Origin of the sequence: Streptomyces sp. F001 (assembly GCF_004187715.1) — a bacterium.
Taxonomy (GTDB): Bacteria; Actinomycetota; Actinomycetes; order Streptomycetales; family Streptomycetaceae; genus Streptomyces; species Streptomyces flavusporus.
Window position 1 is genome coordinate 109,419 of sequence record NZ_QZWF01000011.1, and the last position, 23,644, is coordinate 133,062.

Consider the following 23,644-nt stretch of genomic DNA (forward strand, 5'->3'; position numbering starts at 1 on the left):
GCCGCTGGTCAAGGTGCGCATCGACCCGCCGCGGCTGCCGCGCATCCGGCTTCCGCACCTGCCTCCCTTCCGAGAGCGCAACCCCGTGACGATCGGCGCCGTCGGTCTGACCACTCTCGCGCTGCTCACCGTGGCGGCGTTCAACGCCGACTCCCTTCCGGTGATCGGCGGCGGCGAGACATACAGCGCGGCGTTCGCGGAGGCGGGCGGTCTCAAGCCCGGCGACGAGGTACGGATCGCCGGCGTCAAGGTCGGCAAGGTCGAGGAGGTCGACCTGGACGGCGACCATGTCAAGGTCACCTTCAAGGTCAAGGGCGACCCGGACTTCGGCACCGCGACCGGGGCCTCGATCCGGGTGCAGACCATCCTCGGCGCCAAGTACCTCGCGCTGCACCCCAAGGGGCCGGGTCAGCTGGAGCCCGGCAGTGAGATCCCGCTGACGCGGACCGTCCCGGCGTACGACGTGGTGCAGGCGTTCAGCGATCTGACCACCACGACCGAGGAGGTCGACACCGACCGGCTGGCGACGGCCCTGGACACCATCTCCACCACGTTCCAGGACTCGCCCGCCGAAGTGCGGGCGTCCATCAAGGGCCTGTCGAAGATCTCCCGGACGGTCGCCTCGCGCGACAAGGCGCTGCGCGAGCTCCTCGACCACGCCAACGGGGTCACCGGCGTACTGGCCGAACGCTCCGATGACTTCACCGCCCTGGTCGACGACGGCGACAAGCTGTTCAAGGAGATCAGCAAGCGGCGCAAGGCCATCAGCAAGCTGCTGAAGTCCTCCGCCGCGCTCGGCGTCGAGCTCTCCGGCCTGGTCGAGGACAACGACAAGGAGATCGGGCCCGCGCTCAAGGGCCTGAACCGGGTGGTCGAGATGCTCGAACGCAACCAGTCGAGCCTGGACCGCAGCGTCCAGCTGCTCGCGCCCTACGTCCGGGTCTTCACCAACACCCTCGGCAACGGCCGCTGGTTCGACTCCTACGTCCAGAACCTGGTCGCCGCCCCGGTGGTGCCGCGCACGGGAGGCTCGCGATGAGGAAACGTCTGGCGCTGCTGCTCACCCTGGCCCTGGTCGCCGGGCTCGCCTTCGTGCTGTGGCCCCGCTCCGAGAAGGTGCAGGTCACCGCCTACTTCCCGCGCACCGTCGGTATCTACCCCGGCTCGGACGTCCGCGTCCTCGGGGTCCGGATCGGCGAGGTCCGGAAGATCACGCCGGAGGGCGGCCGGGTGCGGGTGGAGCTGGAGTACGACGAGGGGCGCAGGGTGCCGGCCGACGCGCAGGCCGCGATCATCAACTCCTCGGTGGTCAGCGACCGTTACGTGCAACTGCTGCCCGTGTACCGGAGTGGTCCGGTGCTGCGGGACGGCGCCGTCATCCCCGAGTCGCGTACGGCCGTACCGGTCGAGCTGGACCGGATCTTCGACAGCCTGCACACCACGGCCGAGGCGCTCGGTCCCGACGGCGCCAACAAGGAGGGCTCCCTGTCGCGGCTGCTCGGGGTGAGCGCGGACAACCTTCAGGGCCAGGGCGGGAACATCCACCAGACGGTGAAGGACCTCTCGGAGGCGGTCACCACGCTGTCCGACGGGCGCGGGGACCTGTTCGGCACCGTGCGGAACCTGCAGGTGTTCACGGCGGCGCTGGCGGCCGACGACAAGAGCGTGCGGTCGTTCAACACCAGCCTCGCCAAGGTGGCGGAACAGCTCGCCGGGGAGCGCAAGGACCTCGCGGCGGCGCTGCGCAACCTCGGCACGGCACTCGGCGACGTGTCCGCGTTCGTGAAGAAGAACAAGAAATCGCTGACCTCGAACGTAAAGGGCCTCAGCAAGGTGACGAAGGTGCTCGTCACCCAACGCGCCGCGCTGGAGGAGCTGTTGGAGGTCGCCCCGACGGGTCTGTCGAACCTGCAGAACGCCTACAACGCCTCCTCCGGCACCCTCGACACCCGCAACAACGCCCAGCACCCGCAGGATCCGGCCGCCCTGCTGTGCTCCGTGCTGCGGACGACCGGCGACGAGGGCGGCGCGAACCCCGACTGCGCGGAGCTGCAGAAGCTCTTCGACTCGCTGCCCGAGGTGCCGAGCGAGCCCGCGGTGTCGGGCACGGTCGACCGGACCCTCGGCGGAATCCTGGAGGGCGAGGCATGAGCGGGCTGCGCAGATGTGCGTGGGTGGCGGTCGGTTCGCTGCTGCTGTCCGGCTGTGAGTTCAACGGCTGGTACGACGTCGAGCTGCCCGGCGGGGCGGCCTCGGACGGACGCGCGTACCGCGTCACCGTCGAGTTCCGCGACGTCCTCGACCTGGTGCCGCAGTCGGCCGTCAAAGTCGACAACGTGACCGTCGGCGCCGTCGAGAAGGTGGAGCTGGAGGGCTGGCATGCGCGCGTACGGCTGCGGGTCGCCGACTCGGTGAAACTGCCCGGCAACGCGGTCGCCGAGCTGAGGCAGACCAGCATGCTCGGCGAGAAGTACGTGGCGCTGTCGGCCCCGCCCGGCACCGCCCCCGTGGGCCGGCTCCGCGACGGCGACCGCATCCCGCTCAGCCGCAGCGGCCGCAACCCGGAGATCGAGGAGGTGCTGTCGGCCCTGTCCGCACTGCTCAACGGCGGCGGGGTGGCCCAGCTCAAGACGATCACCGTGGAGCTGAACAAGGCCCTGGAGGGCCGCGAGAACCGGGTCAGGTCCCTGCTCAAGGAGCTGGACACGTTCCTCGGCGGCCTGGACGACCAACGGGGGGACATCGTCCGCGCGCTCAAGGCCGTCGACCGGCTCGCCAAGCGGCTCGGGAAGGAGAAGAAGACGATCGCCAAGGCCGTCGAGACGATGCCGCCCGCGCTCAAGGTGCTCGCGGACCAGCGGCGCGACCTGACCAGGATGCTTACCGCTCTGTCGAAGCTGGGCAAGACGGGCACGAAGGTGGTCAACGCATCCCGGGACGACACGGTCGCCAACCTGAAGCAGCTGCGGCCGATCCTGCAACAGCTGAACAAGGCGGGTGACGACCTGCCCAACTCCCTCGAACTGCTCACCACTTACCCCTTCCCGCGCAACGCGGTCGACGCCATCAAGGGCGACTACGTCAACCTCAGCATCACCGCGGACCTCGATCTGGCGGGCCTCTACGGCAACCTCACGGAGGAGCCGGATGACAAGGGCGACACCCCCAGCGCACCGGACCTTCCAGATACTCCGGACCTTCCCGACGTCCCCGATCTCCCCGACCTGCCGAGCCTGCCCACGCCCTCACCCGGCCTGCCCGACGCGCCCGCCACCCCCTCCGCACCGTCCGGCGGTGACCTGCTGTGCCCGCCGGTGTGCACCGCCGGATACGGCACCCACCAGGGTCTGCCCCCGGGGATCGACCTCGAGCTCGCGGAGCTGATGCTGAAGGGGATACAGCCGTGATCACACGTACGGTCAAGGCCCAACTGCTCGCCTTCGCCACGGTCACCGCCGTCGGCGTGTCCTATGTCGGCGCCGAGTACACGGGCCTGGTGGACAGCGTCCTCGGCCGCGGCTACACCGTGCAGGCCGACTTCGCCGACTCCGGGGGCATCTTCACCGGCGCCGAGGTCACCTACCGCGGCGTCCCGGTGGGGCGGGTCGGCGCGCTGCGGCTGACCGGCGCCCGCGGGGTCTCGGTCTCGCTCGACATCGAGGACGGGGCGCCGCGCATCCCGGCGGACACCCTCGCCGTGGTCGCGAACCGCTCGGCGGTGGGCGAGCAGTACGTCGACCTCCAGCCGCGTACCTCCGGCGGGCCGTATCTGCTTCAGGGCAGCACGATCCCCCGCGGCCGCACGCGCGTGCCGCTGCCCACGACGGACCTCGTGCTCAGCCTCGACCGGCTGGTCAACTCGGTCGGCAAGGACGATCTGCGGGTCACCGTCGACGAGCTGGGCAAGGCCTTCTCCGGCACCGGACCGCACCTGCGCAGGCTGGTCGATTCCGGCAACGCGCTCGTCGAGTCCGCGTCGGAATCGCTGCCCGAGACGATCTCGCTGATCGAGGACTCCCGGAAGGTGCTGAAGACGCAGGCCGACCAGGGCTCGTCCATCAAGGCGTTCTCACGCGATCTGGCGTTGCTCACCGAGGAGTTGAAGTCGAGCGACGGGGACCTGCGCAAACTCATCGGCAACGCGCAACCCGCGGCGGTCGAGCTCAACTCGCTGCTGAAGTCGATCGAGCCGCGGCTGTCGGTCCTGCTGGCCAACCTGATCAGCGGCGGGCAGGTCACGCTCGCCCGGCTGCCCGGCGTGGAGCAGGCCCTGGTCACCTTCCCGGTGGTCGTCGCGGGCAGCTACACCGTCATCCCCGGCGACGGCACCACCCACTTCGGCCTGGTGGTGAACGCCGACGACCCGCCGCCCTGCACCCAGGGATACGGCACCACCCGGCGCGACCCGGCGGACACCAGCACACGTGAGGCGAACACCGACGCGCGCTGCACGGCCCCGCGCGGCAGCGCCACCTCGGTGCGCGGCGCGCAGAACGCCCCGGGCGCCTCGTCCCCGGGCGGGGCCACCGACCAGGCGGCGTACGTCACGCCGTACGACCCGGAGACCGGAACGTTCACCGGCCCGGACGGAACGCCCGTCGAGATCGGCTCGACGGGCGGCCAGCAGACCGTCTTCGGAAAGGAGTCGTGGCAATGGCTGCTCGTCGGACCGATGGCATGAGGGGGCTCGTGATCCAGGCGACCCGGAGCTTTTTCACCCGAGCCGGACGCTCCAGGGCCCTGTCCGTGGGGCTCGTCGTGGCGACCGTCTTCTGCACGGCGTCGGCGCTCTGGCTGAGCAGCCGGCTCCACGACCAGCGCGCGGCGGAGCAGCGCCGGCAGGACATCCTGGCGGCGGCCCGGCAGTCGGCGCTGAACTTCACCTCGCTCGACTACCGGCGCTACGACCGGGACAGCGCCAATGTGCTCAAGGGGGCCACCGGCGACTTCAGGAAGGAGTTCGCCGCGCAGACCGAGGAGCTGACCGAACTCGTCGCGCAGAACAAGTCCGTGTCCGAGGGCCAGGTCCTCGACGCGGGCATCGTCCGCTCCGACGAGCGCTCGGCCCGGGTGCTCGTGGTCGCCGACAGCAAGGTGACCAACACGGCCGTGCCCAAGGGGGAGGCGCGCACCTACCGGCTGCAGCTCGACCTCGTCCACGAGGGCGGCCGCTGGCTGACCTCCGACGTCGATTTCGTGGGCTGACCCCCTCCCCGTATCACCCAGTGAGGAGTAAGACCGTGGCGAAAACCACCACCCGAGGCCGCGGCTCCGGTTCCCCGACCCGGCACACGATGACGGCCGCGGCCCGCGCCGCAGCCAAGCGCGCGGAACGTGCGGAGGGGGGCCCGGCGACCGCCGTCGCAGAGCTGAGGCCGCTCGCCGGACGCACCGTCGTCATCGACCCCCCGGACGGCTGGGACGATCCGCCGGAGCCGTCACCGGAGGACTTCGACGAGGACGCCCCGGAGGAGACGGCGGCCGTGCGCGGCTCCCGGCGGGGGCTGCTCACCGCGATCCTGTGCGTGCTGCTGGTGGCGGGACTGGTCGCCGTCGCCGTACTCGGCGTGCACTACCGGGAGGGCGTGCAGGCCGAGCAGGCACGCGCGCAGGCGCTCTCGGCCGCGCGGAAGGCGGCACCCGTCGTGCTCTCGTACGACCACCGGCATCTGGACCGTGACTTCGCCGCGGCGCGCGCCCACCTCACCGGCAAGTTCCGCGACGAGTACGGGAAGACGACGCGGACGGTGGTCGGGCCGACGGCGAAGAAGTACGACGGGGTGGTGAAGGCAACGGTCGCGGAGCCGGCCGGCGGCGCCGCGGCGGCCTCCGTGGTGTCGGCCTCGGCGGACGAGGCGGTGGTCCTGCTCTTCGTCAACCAGGTGACCAGAAGCACCCAGGTGACCGGTTCCCGGGTGGACCTGAACCGGGTGCGGATGACGATGACCCGCACGTCCGAGGGGTGGAAGGTGAGCGCCGTCGACGCCCTCTGAGCCACCGCCTCCGCAACGCCCCCGCGCCCTCCGCGCGGGGGCGCCTTTTTTGGCTGGTCGCTCTTGACAGCCCTCAGCCATCCCGGGCAGGCTTTCCATTAAGCAGAAACAAACTTCCGCAATGCGAAATAACAGGAAAGGGAGCGCCGACCCCATGGGATTCACAGAGCAGCGCTTCACCGTCAACCTGTCGATCCTCTTCACGGAACTCCCGCTCCTGGAGCGCCCGGCGGCGGCCGCCGCGGCCGGTTTCACCGCGGTCGAGCTGTGGTGGCCCTGGGTCGACTCCCCCACCCCCGAGCAGTCCGAGCTCGACGCCCTGAAGAAGGCGATCGAGGACGCGGGCGTCCAGCTCACCGGCCTGAACTTCTACGCCGGACAGCTCCCCGGCCCGGACCGCGGCGCCCTGTCCCTGCCCGGCGAGGAGTCGGAGAGGTTCCGCGCGAACATCGACGTGGCCGCCGGCTTCGCCGCCTCCCTGGACTGCAGGGCGCTCAACGCGCTCTACGGCAACCGGGTCGAGGGCGTCGACCCCGCCGAGCAGGACGCCCTCGCGTTGGAGAACCTGGTCCTCGCGGCCCGCGCCGCCGACCGGACCGGCGCGATCCTGCTGATCGAGGCCCTGAACAAGCCCGAGTCGCCGCTGTATCCGCTGGTGTCGGCGTCGGCCGCCGTCGGGATCGTCGACAAGGTCAACGACGCGACGGGGCTGGGCAACGCCCGCTTCCTCATGGACCTCTACCACCTGTCCATGAACGGCGAGGACCTGCCGTCGGTGATCGAGGAGTACGCGGCGAAGACCGGCCACGTCCAGATCGCGGACAACCCGGGACGCGGAGCGCCCGGCACGGGCTCGCTGCCCCTCGATGACCTCCTCGGCCAGCTGACGAAGGCGGGTTACGACGGCTGGGTCGGCCTCGAGTACAAGCCGGGCGACCGTCCGAGCGCCGAGGCCTTCGACTGGCTGTCCCGCTGACCCCGTACTGAGAGGCACCTACTTATGAGCAGCACACTTGCAGATTCTTCCCACCGACCCGCCCGGCGATTGCCTGGATCGGCCTCGGCATCATGGGCTCCCCCATGTCCGAGAACCTGATCAAGGCGGGCTACGACGTCACCGGCTACACCCTGGAGCAGGAGAAGCTGGACCGGCTGGCCGCCGCCGGCGGTACCGCCGCCGCCTCCATTGCCGAGGCGGTCCGGGACGTCGACGTGATCATCACGATGGTGCCCGCGTCCCCGCAGGTCGAGGCCATCGCTTACGGCCCGGACGGCATCCTCGAGAACGCACGGTCCGGCGCCCTGCTGATCGACATGTCCTCGATCACGCCCCGGACGTCGGTCGACCTGGCCACCGCGGCGAAGGACAAGGGCATCCGCGTCCTGGACGCCCCCGTGTCCGGCGGTGAGGCCGGCGCCATCGAGGCCGTGCTGTCCATCATGGTCGGCGGCGAGCAGGCCGACTTCGACCAGGCGAAGCCGATCTTCGAGGCGCTCGGCAGGACCATCGTGCTGTGCGGTCCGCACGGCTCCGGCCAGACCGTGAAGGCCGCCAACCAGCTGATCGTCGCCGTGAACATCCAGGCGTGCGCGGAGGCCGTGGTCTTCCTGGAGAAGTCGGGCGTGGACCTGAAGGCGGCACTGGACGTCCTGAACGGCGGCCTCGCGGGCTCGACCGTACTGACCCGCAAGAAGGACAACTTCCTCAACCGGGACTTCAAGCCGGGCTTCCGTATCGACCTGCACCACAAGGACATGGGGATCGTCACGGACGCGGCCCGCACCGTCGGCGCGGCCCTGCCGGTCGGTGCGGTGGTCGCCCAGCTGGTGGCCTCCCTGCGCACGCAGGGCGACGGCGGCCTGGACCACTCCGCGCTGCTGCGCGCCGTCGAGCGCCTCTCCGGGGCCCAGATTTGAGACCTCCGGGCGGCGCCGCCGCCGACACCTGTCCTGTCGCGCCCAGGCGACGGCGCCGCCCGGATCTCTGGACAGCGTCCAGCACCTGACAGTAAGTCAGGAGCGGACGCACAGCCCGCCCAGGCCGAGCGACCCGAATGAGGGGTGGCCGCTCGGACGAGGCGGGCAAGGCGAGGACCGCGGCGGCGTGCGAGCCAGTGCGGTGGTGAAGGTCCCGAGGTTCCCTTCTCGACCTGAGGGAAGGAGCCCCGGTTCCGTCGCACCGCCGCGGTCCCAGCCCCACCGACCCCGTCCGGCGGCGCGAATGTCCTGTCGCGCCCAGCCTCGCGCCGCCGGACGGCCACAACCTCACACCCCGGCGCCCTCCGGCTGACGTGCGGATTCCCCCCGCCCGCAGCAACCTGGAGGCATGGCACACCCCACACAGCCCCCGCACGTCGTCGTGCACCCCCCTGCCCTCGACGGCTCTCGCCGGGTCACCTCGGGCGACGAGACCCTCGGCATCGCCACCCACCTGGACGACGTCGTCGAGATCCTGCGTCTGGCCGATCTGGACACGATCGAGGTCGAGGAGAGCGACCTCGTCGAATGGCAGGGCGGCGGCCCGGACGACTGGCCCGGACTGTCGGAGCATCACGAGCAGCCCGGCACCGAATGACGCGTGTACGTCAGGGGACGTACACCGGCTACGGCACCCTCAAATCAACCTCTGAACCCGCCCCGGAATGCTTCACCCCCGCACCGACGCGGGCAGATACCCCTCACACGGGACCCGCCGGCACGGGGGTGGCGGGCCCCGTGGATCGGGGGTGTGACATGAACGCGGACACGACGATCCGGCTCCAGCCGCACGAGGTCGCACTGCTGCGGGGCGGCCCTCGCGCCGCCGTCACGGTGGCCGTGGTGGGCCTTCATCTGCGGGGTGCGGCGGAGGCCGGCCGGCCGGGGACGATACGGGCGCGGGAGGCGGTCATCGCCGACGCGGTCCCGGGGCAGCCGCCGTCCCCGCTCCCACCGCTGGAGAGCGCGGTGCGCGCGTCCCTCCACGAACCCTGCGGGCTGCGGAAGCTGGTGAAACGGTCGGACGTGCGCCTGGCGGTGGCCCTGATGCGCGTCCCCCTGGCCGAGGCCGGTCTGCTGCGCTACCCCCTGCTCGGCCCGACCCGCGCCGCCCGCCGCCATGTGCGGGCCCTGCGGGAGCGGCACGCCCTGCCCACGGGCAGGCGCGGCCTGACGGACGACGACATACTGCTCCTCGTCGCGCTGCACGGCGAGGCGGCCCTGCGGGCGCTCGTCCCGCGCTTCGCCCTGCGGGCGGGCCTGCTCGCCCGGGCGAAGGTGGCGGACAAGGGGTTCCACGGATCCCCCCGGGGCGGCGGCACGGGCGGCGTCGGACACCACTACTGCGGCAGCGGGGGCGGCGGCTCGGACTGACCGCGCGAGAGGGGGCGGCCCCTCCCCCGACGGGCCGCCCCCTCTGGCTGACGTGCCGTGTCAGGCCTTCAGCGTCCTGATCGCCGTCGGGGCGTGCCCCGGCTCGGTCGCGATCTCCTCGAACTCCACGACGTTGCCGATGTCGTTGGTCGTGGACATCGAGATGTTGGTGACCCGCTCCAGAATCGCCTCCACGACGACCGGGACCTGGAACTCGGCGGCGAGCTTCTTGGCCTGTTCGAAGGCCGCGCCCAGCTCGTTCGGGTCGGTCACCCGGATCGCCTTGCAGCCCAGGCCCTCGGCCACCTTGACGTGGTCGACGCCGTAGCCGCCCAGCTCGGGCGAGTTGACGTTCTCGAACTCCAGGTTGACCTGGAAGTCGATCTCGAACGCCCGCTGCGCCTGGCGGATCAGGCCGAGGTAGGAGTTGTTGACGAGGACATGAACATACGGGATCTTGTGCTGCGCCCCGACCGCCAGCTCCTCGAGCATGAACTGGAAGTCGTAGTCCCCGGACAGCGCAACGACGGACGCCTCCGGGTCGGCCTTGGCGACGCCGAGTGCGGCCGGGACGGTCCAGCCGAGCGGGCCGGCCTGTCCGCAGTTGATCCAGTGCCGCGGCCGGTAGACGTGCAGCATCTGGGCGCCGGCGATCTGCGAGAGTCCGATGGTGGTGACGTACCGGGTCTCCGGGCCGAAGGCCTTGTTCATCTCCTCGTAGACGCGCTGCGGTTTGATCGGGATGTTGTCGAAGTGCGTACGGCGCTGGAGCTTCGCCTTCTTCTCCTGCGCGGCGGCGGCCCAGCCGGAGCGGTCGGGCAGCGCGCCCGCCGCCTTCAACTCCCGTGCCACCTCGACGAAGAGGCGCAGTGCGGCCTTCGCGTCGGAGGCGATGCCGTAGTCGGGGGCGAAGATCCTGCCGATCTGGGTCGGCTCGATGTCCACGTGGACGAACTTCCGCCCGGCCGTGTAGACGTCCAGCTTGCCGGTGTGGCGGTTGGCCCAGCGGTTGCCGATGCCGAGGACGAAGTCGGACTCCAGGAAGGTCGCGTTGCCGTAGCGGTGCGAGGTCTGCAGGCCGACCATGCCGGCGTTCAGCTCATGGTCGTCGGGGATGACGCCCCAGCCCATCAGGGTCGGGATCACCGGAGTGCCCGTCAGTTCGGCCAACTCCACGAGGAGTTCGGCGGCGTCGGCGTTGATGATGCCGCCGCCGGCGACGATCAGCGGCCGCTCGGCGGCGTTCAGCATCCCGATCGCTTTCTCGATCTGGGCGCGGGTCGCGGCGGGCTTGTAGACCGGGAGCGGTTCGTACGTCTCCGGGTCGAACTCGATCTCGGTGAGCTGGACGTCGATCGGCAGGTCGATCAGGACCGGGCCGGGGCGGCCGGAGCGCATCAGATGGAAGGCCTGCTGGAAGACGCCGGGAACCTGCGCGGCCTCCAGCACGGTGACCGCCATCTTGGTCACCGGCCCCGCGATGGAGGCGATGTCGACGGCCTGGAAGTCCTCCTTGTGGATCACGGCAGTGGGGGCCTGACCGGTGATGCACAGGATCGGGATGGAGTCGCCGGTCGCGGAGTACAGGCCGGTGATCATGTCGGTGCCGGCAGGGCCGGACGTGCCGATGCAGACGCCGATGTTGCCGGGGTGGGTGCGGGTGTAGCCCTCGGCCATGTGCGAGGCGCCCTCGACATGCCGGGCGAGGGTGTGGGTGATGCCGCCGGAGGCCTTGAGCGCGGCGTAGAAGGGGTTGATCGCCGCACCGGGGACACCGAACGCGTCGGCGACGCCCTCACGTTTGAGGATCTCAACTGCCGCGCGGGCAGCGGTCATTCGAGCCATCTCGTACTCCAGCTTCGGCTGTCGGATTCGCACTCCCGTCGCGCCCCGCGGTGAGCACTTCCAGATTTTTCCGTATCTCGGAATTAAACTTCTACTATCTGGAAGTAATGTAGGTCGGTGGCCGCGGCCCGTCAAGAGACGGACGAAGCGGCGGACAGGCAAGGGTGTGCTGAAGGACGATGGGTTCATGTCCGTGAGCGTGTCGGTGCGCTGTCCGGCCTGTCGGAGTGCGCATCTCTACTCGGCGCCGTCCTATCCGTGCCCGTGCGGTGCGTCCGTGACGGCTCCGCTCGACCGGGACGGCACCCCGACGCCCGTCACCCACCGCTCCTGGGACGACGAGTGGGTCACCGTACGCTGTCCCGCCTGTGACCGCGCCGGTCAGTGGCCGCGCCCGGAACTGGGCTGCCCCTGCGGGACGGTGCTGCGGATCCCGGTCGCGAGGGCGGGCACCGCCCCACGCCCCGCCGAGGGCTCGGTGACCATCCGTACCGCCCTCGACGCCGTCACCGCCGCCGCCCTCCACCTCCGCCGGCTCGGCCACCGGGACCTCCGCCGCGCCGACCAGCGACCCCCGTCCGGCATCGGGCTCGCCGCCCCCGGCCTGCTGGCCCAGGTCGATCCGTCGGCGCGCCCGGCCACCCTCCGCGACGTGGAGTGCCTGTGGCTCACGGCCATGACGGAGTCGGCGGACTGTGTGTACTTCTCCGTCTGCGGATACGCCGAGGACGCCCGCGCACGCGCGGACGCCCTCGGGATCGCACTGTTCGTCCTCGACCTGACGGGCACCCCACGGCCGGTCAACGCCGTCGCCGACGAGCTGAACGCCGCCGCGGGCGGCTGACCGCCCACGGCGACGTCGGCCCGGCGTGGGTTGCTAGGCGGCGTCGACCACCTGGGTGTCCGTCGCGGTGTCCCCGGCGAAGTTCGCATCCCCGCCGTAGGTCGCCGTGATGGTGTACGGGCTCCCCGCCGAATCCGTGTAGATGTGCGTGGCCGTGGCCACCCCGCCTGTCAGCGTCGCGGAGGTCGTCCCCGTCCCGTCGCCGAAGTCGAAGATGACCGTCCCCGTCGGCGTCCCCGCACCCGGAGCATCCGCGGTCACCGTCGCCATCACAGTGACCTCCTCGCCGACCACCGACGGATCCGGCGCCGACGTCACCGACGCCGTGGTCGCGGCCTGGTTCACCGTCTGAGTGTCCGTCGCGGTGTCCCCGGCGAAGTTCGCATCCCCGCCGTAGGTCGCCGTGATGGTGTACGGGCTGCCCGAGGCCTCCGTGTAGATGTGCGTGGCCGTGGCCACCCCGCCTGCCACCGTCGCGGAGGTCGTCCCCGTCCCGTCGCCGAAGTCGAAGATGACCGTCCCCGTCGGCGTCCCCGCACCCGGAGCGTCCACAGCCACCATCGCCGTCACCGTCACGGACTCGCCGACCACCGACGGATCCGGTGCGGACGTCACCGACGCCGTGGTCGCGGCCTGGTTCACCGTGTGGGTGTCCGTCGCGGTGGTCCCGGCGAAGTTCGCGTCCCCGCCGTACGAGACGCTGATGGTGTACGGGCTCCCAGACAGGTCCGTGTAGACGTGCGTGGTCGTCACGGTTCCTCCTGCGAGGGTTTCGGTGACGGCCGGCGACCCGTCGCCGAAGTCGACGGTGACCGTGCCTGTCGGCGTCCCCGCACCCGGAGCATCCGCGGTCACCGTCGCCGTCACCGTCACCTCCTCGCCGACCACCGACGGATCCGGCGCCGACGTCACCGACGCCGTGGTCGCGGCCTGGTTCACCGTCTGGGTGTCCGTCGCGGTGGTCCCGGCGAAGTTCGCATCCCCACCGTAGGTCGCGGTGATGGTGTACGGGCTGCCCGACGTGGTGGCGTACGGGTGCGTGACCGTGGCCACGCCGCCCACCAGGGTTCCCGTCCCGGCAGGGCTGCCGTCACCGAAGTCGAAGGTGACCGTCCCCGTCGGCGTCCCCGCACCCGGAGCATCCGCGGTCACCGTCGCCGTCACCGTCACCTCCTCGCCGACCACCGACGGATCCGGCGCCGACGTCACCGACGCCGTGGTCGCAGCCTGGTTCACCGTCTGGGTGTCGGTTCCGGTGGACGAGTTGAAGTCGCCGGTCCCGGCATAGGTGGCGGTGATGGTGTACGGGCTGCCCGACGTGGTGGCGTACGGGTGCGTGACCGTGGCCACGCCGCCCACCAGGGTTCCCGTCCCGGCAGGGCTGCCGTCACCGAAGTCGAAGGTGACCGTCCCCGTCGGCGTCCCCGCACCCGGAGCATCCGCGGTCACCGTCGCCGTCACCGTCACCTCCTCGCCGACCACCGACGGATCCGGCGCGGAGACCACTGTGGTCGTGGTGTCCGCCGCGCCGACGGTGTGGGCGTCGGTGTCCGAGGAGCCTGCGAAGCTGGTGTCTCCGCTGTAGGTGGCCGTGATGGTGAACGGGCTGCCGGTCGCCGTGGTGTAGCTGTGGGTGGCCGTGGCCGTCCCGCCCACGACGACTCCGATGACCGGCGTGGAGCCGTCGCCGAAGTCGAAGGTGACCGTGCCCGTCGGCGTCCCCGCACCCGGGGCGTCCGCAGTCACCGTCGCCGTGGCCGTCACCTGCTCACCGACCGAGGACGGGTCGGGCGCCGACGTCACCGCGGTCGTCGTGGGCGACTGGTTCACCGTGTGGGTGTCAGTGCCCACCGACGGGCCGAAGTTGCTGTTGCCGGTGTAGATGGCGGTGATGGTGTGGGGGCCTGTCGTCATGGCGGCAGTGGTGACGGTGGCGGTGCCGCCCGTGACGGGAGCGCTGAGCACCGGTCCGCCGCTGATGACGAAGAACACCGTCCCGCCGGGCGTACCGGCTCCGGGCGGGGTGGGTGTCACCGTGGCGGTGATCGTCACCTGCTCGCCGAAGACCGACGGATCGGGAGTCGACGTGACGGTGGTGGTCGTCCCGGCGACGCCGACGGTCTGGGTGTCGGTGCCGGTGGAGGTGCCGAAGTCGGCGTTCCCGGCATAGGTGGCGGTGACGGTGTACGGGCTGCCCACGGCGCTGGTGTAGGTGTGGGTGACCGTCGCCGTCCCGCCCACGAGTGTCACGGTCTCGGTGGGTGAGCCGTCGCCGAAGCTGACGGTCACGTTACCGGTCGGTGTTCCGGTGCCGGGTGCCTCGGTGGACACCACCACGGTGATGTCGACCGGTTGTCCGACCACCGAGGGATCGGGGCTGGTGGTGACCTCGGTGGAGGTTGCCGCCGCTTCGACGGTCTGGGTGTCGGTGCCGGTGGAGGTGCTGAAGTTGGCGTCGCCGCTGTAGGTGACGGTGACGGAGTAGGGGCTGCCGGAGGTGCTGGTGTAGGTGTGGGTGGAGGTGGCCGTAGCACCGACGAGCGGCACCGTCTGAGTGGGGCTGCCGTCACCGAAGTCGAACGTGACCGTCCCCGTCGGAGACCCCGCACCCGGCGCGACGGCAGCGACCGTCGCAGTGAACGACACCTGCTCCCCCACCACCGACGGATCCGGATCCGAGACCACGGTGACCTCCGTCCCGGCCGCGGTCACCGTGTGCGTGTCGGTACCCGTCGAGCCGGTGAAGTTGCCGTCACCGCTGTAGACCGCCGACACCGCGTACGGACTGCCGGACGTACTGGTGTAGGTGTGCGTCACCGTCGCCGTACCACCGGCCACCGCCACCGTCTCAGTGGGGCTGCCGTCACCGAAGTCGAACGTGACCGTCCCCGTCGGAGACCCCGCACCCGGCGCGACGGCAGCGACCGTCGCAGTGAACGACACCTGCTCCCCCACCACCGACGGATCCGGATCCGAGACCACGGTGACCTCCGTCCCGGCCGCGGTCACCGTGTGCGTGTCGGTACCCGTCGAGCCGGTGAAGTTGCCGTCACCGCTGTAGACCGCCGACACCGCGTACGGACTGCCGACGTACTGGTAGGTGTGCGTCACCGTCGCCGTACCACCGGCCACCGCCACCGTCTCAGTGGGGCTGCCGTCACCGAAGTCGAACGTGACCGTCCCCGTCGGAGACCCCGCACCCGGCGCGACGGGAACAACCGTCGCAGTGAACGACACCTGCTCCCCCACCACCGACGGATCCGGATCCGAGACCACGGTGACCTCCGTCCCGGCCGCGGTCACCGTGTGCGTGTCGGTACCGGTGGCGGACTGGAAGTCGGCGTCGCCGCTGTAGTCCGCGGTGACGGTGAACGGGCTGCCGGTTGTGGTGGTGTAGGTGTGCGTCACCGTCGCGGTACCGCCGGCGACCGGCACCGTCACCGGTGCGCTGCCGTCACCGAAGTCGAACGTGACCGTCCCCGTCGGAGACCCCGCACCCGGCGCGACGGGAACAACCGTCGCAGTGAACGACACCTGCTGCCCCACCGCCGACGGATCCGGATCCGAGACCACGGTGACCTCCGTCTCCGCCGCGGTCACCGTCTGCGTGTCGGTACCGGCCGAGCCCGTGAAGTTGGCGTCCCCGCCGTAGGAGGCGGTGATGGTGAACGGACTGCCGCTCGTGGAGGTGTAGGTGTGGGACACCGTCACCGTGCCGCCCACCAGGGTGACCGTCTCGGCCGGGCTGCCGTCACCGAAGTTGATGGTGACGGCACCCGTGGGCGTGCCCGTCCCCGGTGCCGCTGGTGCCACGGTCGTGGTGATGGTCACCTCCTCGCCGACCGTCGACGGATCCGGCGTGGACGTGACCGTCGTGGTCGTGGCCGAGGGGATGACGGCGTGGGTGTCCGTGTCCGTCGAGCCGGTGAAGTTGGCGTCGCCGCTGTAGGTGGCCGTCACCGTGAACGGGCTGCCGCTCGTGGAGGTGTAGGTGTGGGACACCGTCACCGTGCCGCCCACCAGGGTTCCCGTCCCGGCCGGGCTGCCGTCACCGAAGTCGAAGGTGACCGTGCCCGTCGGCGTGCCGGCGCCCGGCGCAACCGGCGCCACCGTCGCGGTGAAGCTCACCGGCTGGCCCACCACCGACGGATCCGGCGAAGAGGTCACGGTCGTGGTGGTGTCCGAGGCACCCACGAGGTGGGTGTCCGTGCCCGACGACGGGGTGAAGCTCCCGCTGCCGCTGTAGGTGGCCGTCACCGCGAACGGGCTGCCCGTGGTGCTGGTGTAGGCGTGCGTGGTCGTGGCCGTGCCACCGGCCAGCGGCACGGTCACCGGCGGCGACCCGTCCCCGAAGGTGAAGGTGACCGTCCCTGTCGGCGTCCCCGCACCGGGCGCCACCGGCGCCACCGTCGCGGTGAAGCTCACCGGCTGCCCCACCACCGACGGATCCGGCGAAGAGGCCACCGTCGTGGTCGTCGTGGCCGGCAGCACGGTCTGGGTGTCGGTGCCCGTGGAGGGGTCGAGGTTGGCGTTCCCGCTGTAGGTCGCGGTGACCGTGTACGGGCTGCCGGTGGCGCTGGTGTAGGTGTGGTTGACCGTGGCCGTACCTCCCACCAGGGGAACCGTCGCCGGCGGCGACCCGTCGCCGAAGGTGAAGGTCACCGTGCCTGTGGGCGTCCCCAGCCCGGTGGGTACCGGCGCCACGGTGGCGGTGAAGCTCACCGGCTGCCCCACCACCGACGGATCCGGCGAAGAGGTCACGGTCGTCGTGGTGGCCGCCTTGCCCTGGACCGTGTGCGTGTCCGAGCCTGTCGACGGCAGGAAGTTGGCATCCCCGCCGTAGACCGCGGTGATCGTGTGCGGGCCGACGCTCAGCGTGTTGGTGGTGACCGTCGCCGTTCCCCCCACCAGCGGCGCCGTCAGCGTCGGCCCCGCGCTGATGTGGAAGGTGACGGTGCCCGTCGGCGTGCCCGCCCCCGGCGCGACCGGTGCCACCGTCGCCGTGATCGTCACCGGCTGGCCGAAGACCGACGGGTCCGGCGAGGAGGTCACCGTCGTCTGGGTGGACGCCTTGATGACCGCCTGGACAGTGGCCCCCGTCGACGAGGTGAAGTTGGCGTCACCGCTGTAGGTGGCGGTGACCGGGAGGCTTCCGACGGGCAGGTTGGTGACCGTCGCTGTCGCGGTGCCGCCCACGACGGGCGCCGTCACGGTCGGCCCGCCCGTCACGGTGAAGGTGACCGTCCCCGTGGGAGTCCCCGCCCCGAGCGGGATGATGGTCGCGGTCAGCGTCACCGGCTGACCGAAGACCGCTGGATTCGGCGAGGTGGTGACCAGGGTTACAGTGCCAGGCATGAATACGGCCCTCCAGTGATCGAGGCTGGTCGAGGCCGCCTCTTGTCGCCGCACTGCTGGGGGCTGCTACCGCCGGTGATCGATGTTGGGCACCACAGACCGCCATCCCCCGACAGTGAGATGGGCGGCCCCGGTCGGTCTCACAAGTACGCGCCCGACCGGCTCCGCCACGCCAGATGCGCGACAGCAATTCCCCCGAACAGACGAGCGCACAAGCCGCGCGCGACGCCAGCACGGCCTACGACACCGGCGCGCAACGATCGGTGTGCGCCGGGCAGTTGGACAGGGAGGAAAAACGCGCCGGTCATGCGCGCGGTGGGCCTGGTCGATGTTCACCATGATCCCGTCGACGCAGATGGTGGCGTACCTGGACGAGCATCCACTCGGGGCGGTTGATCGCCCAGATGGCAACGCCGCCTTTACGAACGGGATTTCACCGGTCCTGTGGATCTACGGCAACTCCGACGTCACCGGAAGTCCTCCTCGCGGTACTCGTTCTGCGAGCCCGCGGCCGTGGCCTCGCGCAGCTCGATGCGGCGGATCTTGCCGGAGACGGTCTTGGGCAGTTCGCCGAACTCCAGGCGCCGGATGCGCTTGTAGGGGGCGAGGACGGTGCGCGAGTGCTCGAACAGCACCTTCGCCGTGTCGGGGCCGGGTTCCCACCCGTCGGCGAGGACAACGTACGCCTTCGGCACGGCGAGGCGCAGCTCGTCGGGGGCCGGTACGACGGCCGCCTCTGCCACCGCCTCGTGTTCCAGCAGGGCGCTCTCCAGCTCGAAGGGGGAGATCTTGTAGTCGGAGGCCTTGAAGACGTCGTCCGCCCGTCCGACGTACGTGATGTGCCCGTCCTCGTCCCGGGCGCCGATGTCGCCGGTCCGGTAGTAGCCGCCGGCCATCGCCTCCGCCGTACGGTCCGCGTCGCCGTGGTAGCCGGTCATCAGGCCGACCGGCCGCACGGACAGGTCGAGCGCGATCTCGCCCTCGGCCGCGCCCCGTTCGCCCGTCACCGGGTCGAGGAGTTCGACGCGGTAGCCGGGGCTGGGGCGGCCCATGGACCCGGTCTTCAGCGGCTGGCCTGGGCTGTTGGAGACCTGCACGGCGGTCTCCGTCTGTCCGAAACCGTCGCGGATGGTCACGCCCCAGGCCCTGCGGACCTGTTCGATGACCTCGGGGTTGAGCGGCTCTCCGGCGGCCACCGCCTCGCGCGGCGGGGTGCGCAGCTGGGTGAGGTCGGCCTGGATGAGCATGCGCCAGACGGTGGGCGGGGCGCAGAAGGTCGTCACCCCCGCCCGGTCCATCTCGGCCATCAGCCGGGCCGCGTCGAACCGGCCGTAGTTGTGGATGAACACGGTCGCCTCCGCGTTCCAGGGGGCGAAGAGATTGGACCAGGCGTGCTTGGCCCAGCCCGGCGAGGAGATGTTCAGGTGCACGTCGCCGGGCTTCAGGCCGATCCAGTACATGGTCGCCAGGTGCCCGATCGGGTACGAGGTGTGGGTGTGCTCGACCAGCTTGGGGCGGGCGGTCGTCCCCGAGGTGAAGTACAGCATCAGCGGGTCGTCGGCCCGGGTGGGGCCGTCGGGCGTGAAGCCCGCGGGGGCGGCGTACGCGTCCTCGTACGACTGCCAGCCCGCCGGCGCCCCGCCGACCGCGATGCGCGTGTAGTCGCCGGGCACCTCGGCGAACTTGCCGGTGTCCTCGGAGCGGACGACGACGTGCCGGACGCGGCCCCGGTCGACGCGGTCACGCAGGTCGGCGGGGCCGAGCAGCGGGGTGGCCGGGATGACGACCGCGCGCACCTTCATCGCGGCGAGCGCGGTCTCCCACAGCTCCGCCTGGTTGCCGAGCATGACCAGGATCCGGTCCTCGGCGCGGACGCCGCGTTCGCGCAGCCAGTTGGCCGTCCGGTCGGAGCGCTCGGCCAGCTCCGCGAAGGACAGGCGGGTCTCACGGCCGTCCTCCTCGACGATGTGCAGCGCGGTGCGGTCGTTCCCGTCCGCGACCACGTCGAACCAGTCGAGCGCCCAGTTGAAGTACTCGGGGCGAGGCCAGGCGAAGCCCTGGTAGGCGGTGGCGTAATCCTCGCGGTGTTCCAGCAGGAAGTCCCGCGCCGTGCGGAACTGCTGTGTCGCCGTCGTCATCTGTCCTCCTCGTTACCGGACCATTGCCGGGCGGCTCGCTGCCGACGTGTCATCCATGACGCAGGTCTCACTACCCCGAACGGGAGCAGGGGCACTGCTGCAGCGTAGGAGCCCTCCCAGTCATTCAACGCTCACCTGAATTTGCCTATACATCCCGGTTGTTAGTTCCCTCACCACGTCGCCTCTCCGAATTTCAACGACTCGTTGCCTAGAATTTGGCCCGAACACGACACACGGAGGGAGCGGTGACCGTGCGACGGGACTTCAAGGAGCCTGCCCGAAGCCGCCCCGACCTGGTCATCGGCCGGGAGGAACCGTTCACGGCGGCGCGTGAGCAGCTCGGCCGAGGGGGCAGTGTGCTGCTCCACGGGCCCGCAGGAATAGGAAAGTCGACCGTCCTGCGGTCTTTGGCCGCGGATTACGCCCGAGCGGCCCGGACCGTGTTGCGCTGCTCCGCCACGGAGTCCGAATCCCATCTGCCCTTCCTGGCCCTGGCCGACCTCCTCGGTCTGGTCCTCGACGAGGTGTCCGAGAAGCTGCCCGTCGCCCAGCGCACCGCCCTGGAGTCGGCGCTCACCGGCCGCGGCGAGTCCACCCTGCAGCGCGACGGCCTCGCGCTGCGCCTGGCGGTGTTGTCCGCGCTGCGCGCGCTCGCCGCCGAGGGACCCGTCCTGGTCGTCGCCGACGACGTGCAGTGGCTGGACTCGGCCAGCGCCGAACTCCTCGGCTTCGCCGCCCGCCGTCTCGGCGACACGCCGGTCCAGGTGCTGTACGCGGTACGGACCGAGGGCCAGGAGTACGACCGCCATCTGCTCGCCTCTCCTCCGGACACCCTCCCCGTCCGTCTGGGCCCGCTCTCCCGCGCCCAGGTCTCCGCGCTGCTCGACGACCGCGGCTACACCGGCCTGCCGCGCTCCACCGTCCGGGACATCCACCGCACCAGCGGCGGCAACCCGCTCTTCGCACTGGAACTCGGCCGCGCCCTCGCCGAGAACCCGACCCCGCCGCGGCCCGGCGAGCCGCTGCCGGTGCCGACCTCGCTGCGGGCCCTCGTCCTCAACCGGCTGGGGATGCTGTCCTGCGAGGCCCGGCACACCCTCCTCGTGGCCAGCGCGGGCGCCCGCCCCACGCTTGCCCTGCTGCACGCGGCCGGCCGGGAGAGCGCCGAGGCGGAGACCGCCCGGGCAGCCGAACTCGGACTGCTGGCCACCGAGCCGGAGGGGCCCGCCGTACGCTTCGCGCATCCGCTGATCTCGGCCGCGCTGTACGCGGAGGCATCCGCGCAGGAGCGGCGGGCCGCGCACGCGGCGCTGTCCACGGCGGCCTCCGATCCGATCGAGCGGGCCCGTCATCTGGCCCTGGCGACCACCGGCACGGACCCGGAGGTGGCGGCGCGGCTCGCTCAGGCCGCCGCGCTCGCCCGGGACCGCGGGGCACCGTCGGTCGCCGCGTCCCTCGGGCTGCTGGCCGCCCGGCACACCCCGGCCGACAGCGTGCCCGGCCCCGACGACCGGCGCTTGCAGGCCGCCGAGGACGCCATCACCGCCGGTGAGGTGGACCTCGCCCGGGACATCGCCCGCGAGGTGCTGACCCGGGCCACCGTGCCCGCGGAGCGGGTGCGGGCCTGGATGGTGGTGATCGAGGCGGCCGGGCAGGCCCTCGGGGAGGTCGACGCCGTCTTCCCGCAGGTACTGGCCGACGCCGGCGACGATCCGCGGCTGCTGGCCCTGGTGCACTACCAGCTGGCGTGGCGGGCCCTGGTGGTCGAGGGCGACTTCGCGGAGGGCCGGGAGGAGGCCGCGCACGCGGCGGACCTGGCCGCCCGGGCCGGCGACCGGCGAACCGAGTTGCTGGCGCTCGCCTTCCAGGCGCAGGCCGAGACCTTGATGGGCCACCCGGGCGCACCCGCGACCATCAAGCGGGCCCTGAAGGAACCGCAGGACCCGCAGGTGGCGTGTCATCACAACGGCGCGGGTTCGACGCGCCTGCGCTGGCTGCTGATGAGCGACCAGTTGCCCGAGGCCCGTAGCACGGTGACCGCGCTGCTGCGCGAGGTGCAGCGGCGCGGGATGGTCGAGAGCGAGGTGCACTTCCTGCGCCTGCTCGCCGAGACCGAACTGCGCTCGGGCCACTGCGGCCGGGCTCTCGACCTGGCCCGCGAGAGCCTGCGCCTGGCCCGCGACTCCGGCATCGGCGAGGTCGCCTCCGCCGTGCTCACCTCCATCGCGGAGGCCTCGGGCGGGGATGTGGACCGGGCGCTGGCGCTGGCGCGGGAGGCGGTGCAGCACGCCGAGGAGGACGGCGACCAGATCTACATGTCCCGGGCCCTGGCCGCCCTCGGCTACGTCCAGTTGGTCGCCGGGGACGCCCAGAGCACGGTCGTGTCGCTGCGCCGGGTGCGGGAGCTGGAGCAGGGGCTCCGGCGCGCGGGCGCTGGCACGGTGACCTCGCGGAGGCGCTGGTGCGCATCGGTGAGCCGGCCGAGGCGCAGGACGTCATCGACGTGACACGGGAGCAGGCGATGCGGCTCGGCCGGGAGAGCGTGCTGGCCGTCCTCGACCGGGCCGAGGCGCTGGTGCGGGCGGCGCACGGCGAACACGAGGCGGCACTGGCCCGGTTGACGTCCGTTCAGGACCGGCTGGCCAAGCTGGGCTACGGGCTCGAGGAGGCGCGGGCCGCCTTCGAGTCGGCGCGGCTGCGCACCCTCTCCCACTCTCGACTTCGCTCGGGCGGGGGGATCCCCATGCCGGGCCCGACGTCGTACGACGAGGCGGCGCGGCTGTTCAGACGGTGCCGGGCGCTGCCCTGGCTGTGCCAGGTGGACGCGGCGGCCGCCGCGGGCCCGTCCGTCCCGGCGGCCGCGCCCGCCGCGCTCGACGCGCTGGAGGGGCTGGCCTCGATGGAGCGTCAGGTCGCCGCGCTCGTCATGGAGGGCGCTACCAACCGGGAGATAGCCGGGCGTCTGTTCATCAGCGTCAAGACGGTCGAGGCCACGCTCACGCGGGTCTACCGCAAGCTGGGGATCCGATCGCGGGTGGACATCGTCAGACTGGCGGCGGGGCGCCACGCCAGGTGAGGGCCGTACGCGAAGTGAAGTCGTACACCAAGTGAGGCCCGCACGGGGTCTGTTGCGGGGAACCGAGGGATTTCCCTTCCCAACTCCCTTAGGGGGTTCCCTCATTGGGAGAGAAGCGTTCCGGGTTCTAGCGTAAGGGCGTGCCGCTCGCCGGGCACACGGGGGTCGGTCCCGAGACCCTCGTGCTCAACCCCCACACCCGCGCGACCCCCCCCACCGGCAACCCCTTGAGGAGACTCATGCTCGGGCTCACCCGTCTCAGAAAGACCGCCGCCGTCCTCACGGCGGCCGCTGCCGCCGCCGCGACCGCGCTGCTGACCGCTCCCGCCGCGGTCGCCGCCCCGCAGCCCATCGTCGGCGGCACGACGACCACCACGACCGCGTACCCGTTCATGATGCAGATCACGGACGCCTCGCAGGACCAGTTCTGCGGCGGCACGCTGGTCTCCCCCACCAAGGTCGTCACCGCCGCCCACTGCATGGTCGGCGAGACCACCAGCAGCGTCCGTGTGGTCGGCGGCCGCACCTACCTGAACGGCACGAACGGCACGGTGAGCCGGGTCAGCAAGATCTGGATCCACCCGAGCTACACGGACGTCACCAACGGCGACGACGTGGCCGTCCTGACCCTGTCGACGTCCATGCCGTACACGACGGCGCCGTACGTCTCCTCCTCGCAGACCTCCGTCTACGCGGCCGGCACCACCGCCCGCATCCTCGGCTGGGGCACCACCTCCTCGGGGGGCAGCTCCTCCAACCAGCTGCGCACCGCGACGGTCCCGACGGTCTCCGACTCCAGCTGCGCCGGCTCGTACGGCTCGGACTTCGTCGCGAGCGACATGGTGTGCGCCGGATACACCTCCGGCGGCGTGGACACCTGCCAGGGCGACAGCGGCGGTCCGCTGCTCATCGGGGGCCGCCTGGCAGGAATCACTTCCTGGGGCGAGGGCTGCGCGGCGGCCGGTTACCCGGGCATATACACCCGCCTCACCACCTTCTCGAGCCTGGTGACCGCGCAGGTCAACTCCTAGGCAGAACAAGG

At 71.3% G+C, this 23,644-nt stretch carries 15 protein-coding genes and 1 pseudogene; 13 read left to right on the forward strand and 3 right to left on the reverse strand.

What is annotated here, in order from left to right; all coding sequences use genetic code 11:
• The first annotated feature begins 58 nt into the window (after window positions 1–58).
• From StrepF001_RS30640 to StrepF001_RS30685, 10 genes are all read left to right on the forward strand, one after another.
• A complete protein-coding gene (locus StrepF001_RS30640; RefSeq protein WP_129801531.1) occupies window positions 59–1,039 on the forward strand; it encodes an MCE family protein in 981 nt (326 codons plus the stop codon).
• The gene (locus StrepF001_RS30645; RefSeq protein ID WP_206306991.1) at window positions 1,036–2,151 is read left to right on the forward strand and encodes an MCE family protein; all 1,116 of its coding nucleotides are present in this window, start codon (window positions 1,036–1,038) and stop codon (window positions 2,149–2,151) included. Before StrepF001_RS30640 ends, StrepF001_RS30645 begins: the two co-directional genes overlap by 4 nt.
• A complete protein-coding gene (locus StrepF001_RS30650) occupies window positions 2,148–3,407 on the forward strand; it encodes an MCE family protein (protein WP_129801452.1) in 1,260 nt (419 codons plus the stop codon). Before StrepF001_RS30645 ends, StrepF001_RS30650 begins: the two co-directional genes overlap by 4 nt.
• The gene (locus StrepF001_RS30655; protein ID WP_129801453.1) at window positions 3,404–4,681 is read left to right on the forward strand and encodes an MlaD family protein; all 1,278 of its coding nucleotides are present in this window, start codon (window positions 3,404–3,406) and stop codon (window positions 4,679–4,681) included. Before StrepF001_RS30650 ends, StrepF001_RS30655 begins: the two co-directional genes overlap by 4 nt.
• Entirely contained in the window at window positions 4,678–5,205 is a 528-nt protein-coding gene (locus tag StrepF001_RS30660; RefSeq protein ID WP_240797751.1) for a hypothetical protein, read from the forward strand. Before StrepF001_RS30655 ends, StrepF001_RS30660 begins: the two co-directional genes overlap by 4 nt.
• 35 nt (window positions 5,206–5,240) lie before the next feature.
• Window positions 5,241–5,993: a hypothetical protein gene (locus StrepF001_RS30665; RefSeq protein WP_129801455.1), complete on the forward strand. Its 753-nt coding sequence runs from the start codon at window positions 5,241–5,243 to the stop codon at window positions 5,991–5,993.
• A 154-nt stretch (window positions 5,994–6,147) separates the two neighbouring features.
• A complete protein-coding gene (locus tag StrepF001_RS30670; protein ID WP_129801456.1) occupies window positions 6,148–6,969 on the forward strand; it encodes a TIM barrel protein in 822 nt (273 codons plus the stop codon).
• Window positions 6,970–7,073: 104 nt separating this feature from the next.
• Entirely contained in the window at window positions 7,074–7,910 is an 837-nt protein-coding gene (locus StrepF001_RS30675; RefSeq protein ID WP_240797752.1) for a 2-hydroxy-3-oxopropionate reductase, read from the forward strand.
• Between the two features lie 409 nt (window positions 7,911–8,319).
• Window positions 8,320–8,568: a hypothetical protein gene (locus tag StrepF001_RS30680; protein WP_129801458.1), complete on the forward strand. Its 249-nt coding sequence runs from the start codon at window positions 8,320–8,322 to the stop codon at window positions 8,566–8,568.
• A 158-nt stretch (window positions 8,569–8,726) separates the two neighbouring features.
• Window positions 8,727–9,344 (forward strand): TIGR04222 domain-containing membrane protein, encoded by a 618-nt coding sequence (locus tag StrepF001_RS30685; RefSeq protein ID WP_129801459.1) that lies wholly within the window; start codon window positions 8,727–8,729, stop codon window positions 9,342–9,344.
• 60 nt (window positions 9,345–9,404) lie between these two features.
• Here StrepF001_RS30685 and gcl read toward each other — a convergent pair whose 3' ends face one another.
• Window positions 9,405–11,189, reverse strand: coding sequence for a glyoxylate carboligase (gcl, locus tag StrepF001_RS30690; protein WP_129801460.1), 1,785 nt, complete (start codon window positions 11,187–11,189; stop codon window positions 9,405–9,407).
• Between the two features lie 187 nt (window positions 11,190–11,376).
• Between gcl and StrepF001_RS30695 the strand changes: the two genes are divergently transcribed.
• Entirely contained in the window at window positions 11,377–12,033 is a 657-nt protein-coding gene (locus StrepF001_RS30695) for a hypothetical protein (RefSeq protein WP_129801461.1), read from the forward strand.
• A gap of 33 nt (window positions 12,034–12,066) precedes the next feature.
• Here the strand turns inward: StrepF001_RS30695 and StrepF001_RS30700 are convergent, their stop codons facing one another.
• A complete protein-coding gene (locus tag StrepF001_RS30700; protein ID WP_129801462.1) occupies window positions 12,067–17,388 on the reverse strand; it encodes an Ig-like domain repeat protein in 5,322 nt (1,773 codons plus the stop codon).
• A 467-nt stretch (window positions 17,389–17,855) separates the two neighbouring features.
• Window positions 17,856–19,526, reverse strand: a complete 1,671-nt coding sequence (locus StrepF001_RS30705) for an AMP-binding protein (protein WP_129801463.1) — start codon at window positions 19,524–19,526, stop codon at window positions 17,856–17,858.
• Between the two features lie 245 nt (window positions 19,527–19,771).
• On the opposite strand from StrepF001_RS30705, the pseudogene StrepF001_RS30710 reads away from it, so the two are divergent.
• Together StrepF001_RS30710 and StrepF001_RS30715 are read left to right on the forward strand one after the other, a co-directional pair.
• Window positions 19,772–22,602 (forward strand): annotated as a pseudogene (locus StrepF001_RS30710) (LuxR family transcriptional regulator).
• Between the two features lie 239 nt (window positions 22,603–22,841).
• Complete coding sequence (locus StrepF001_RS30715; RefSeq protein WP_129801464.1) at window positions 22,842–23,633, forward strand: serine protease; 792 nt, start codon at window positions 22,842–22,844, stop codon at window positions 23,631–23,633.
• Window positions 23,634–23,644 lie beyond the last annotated feature (11 nt).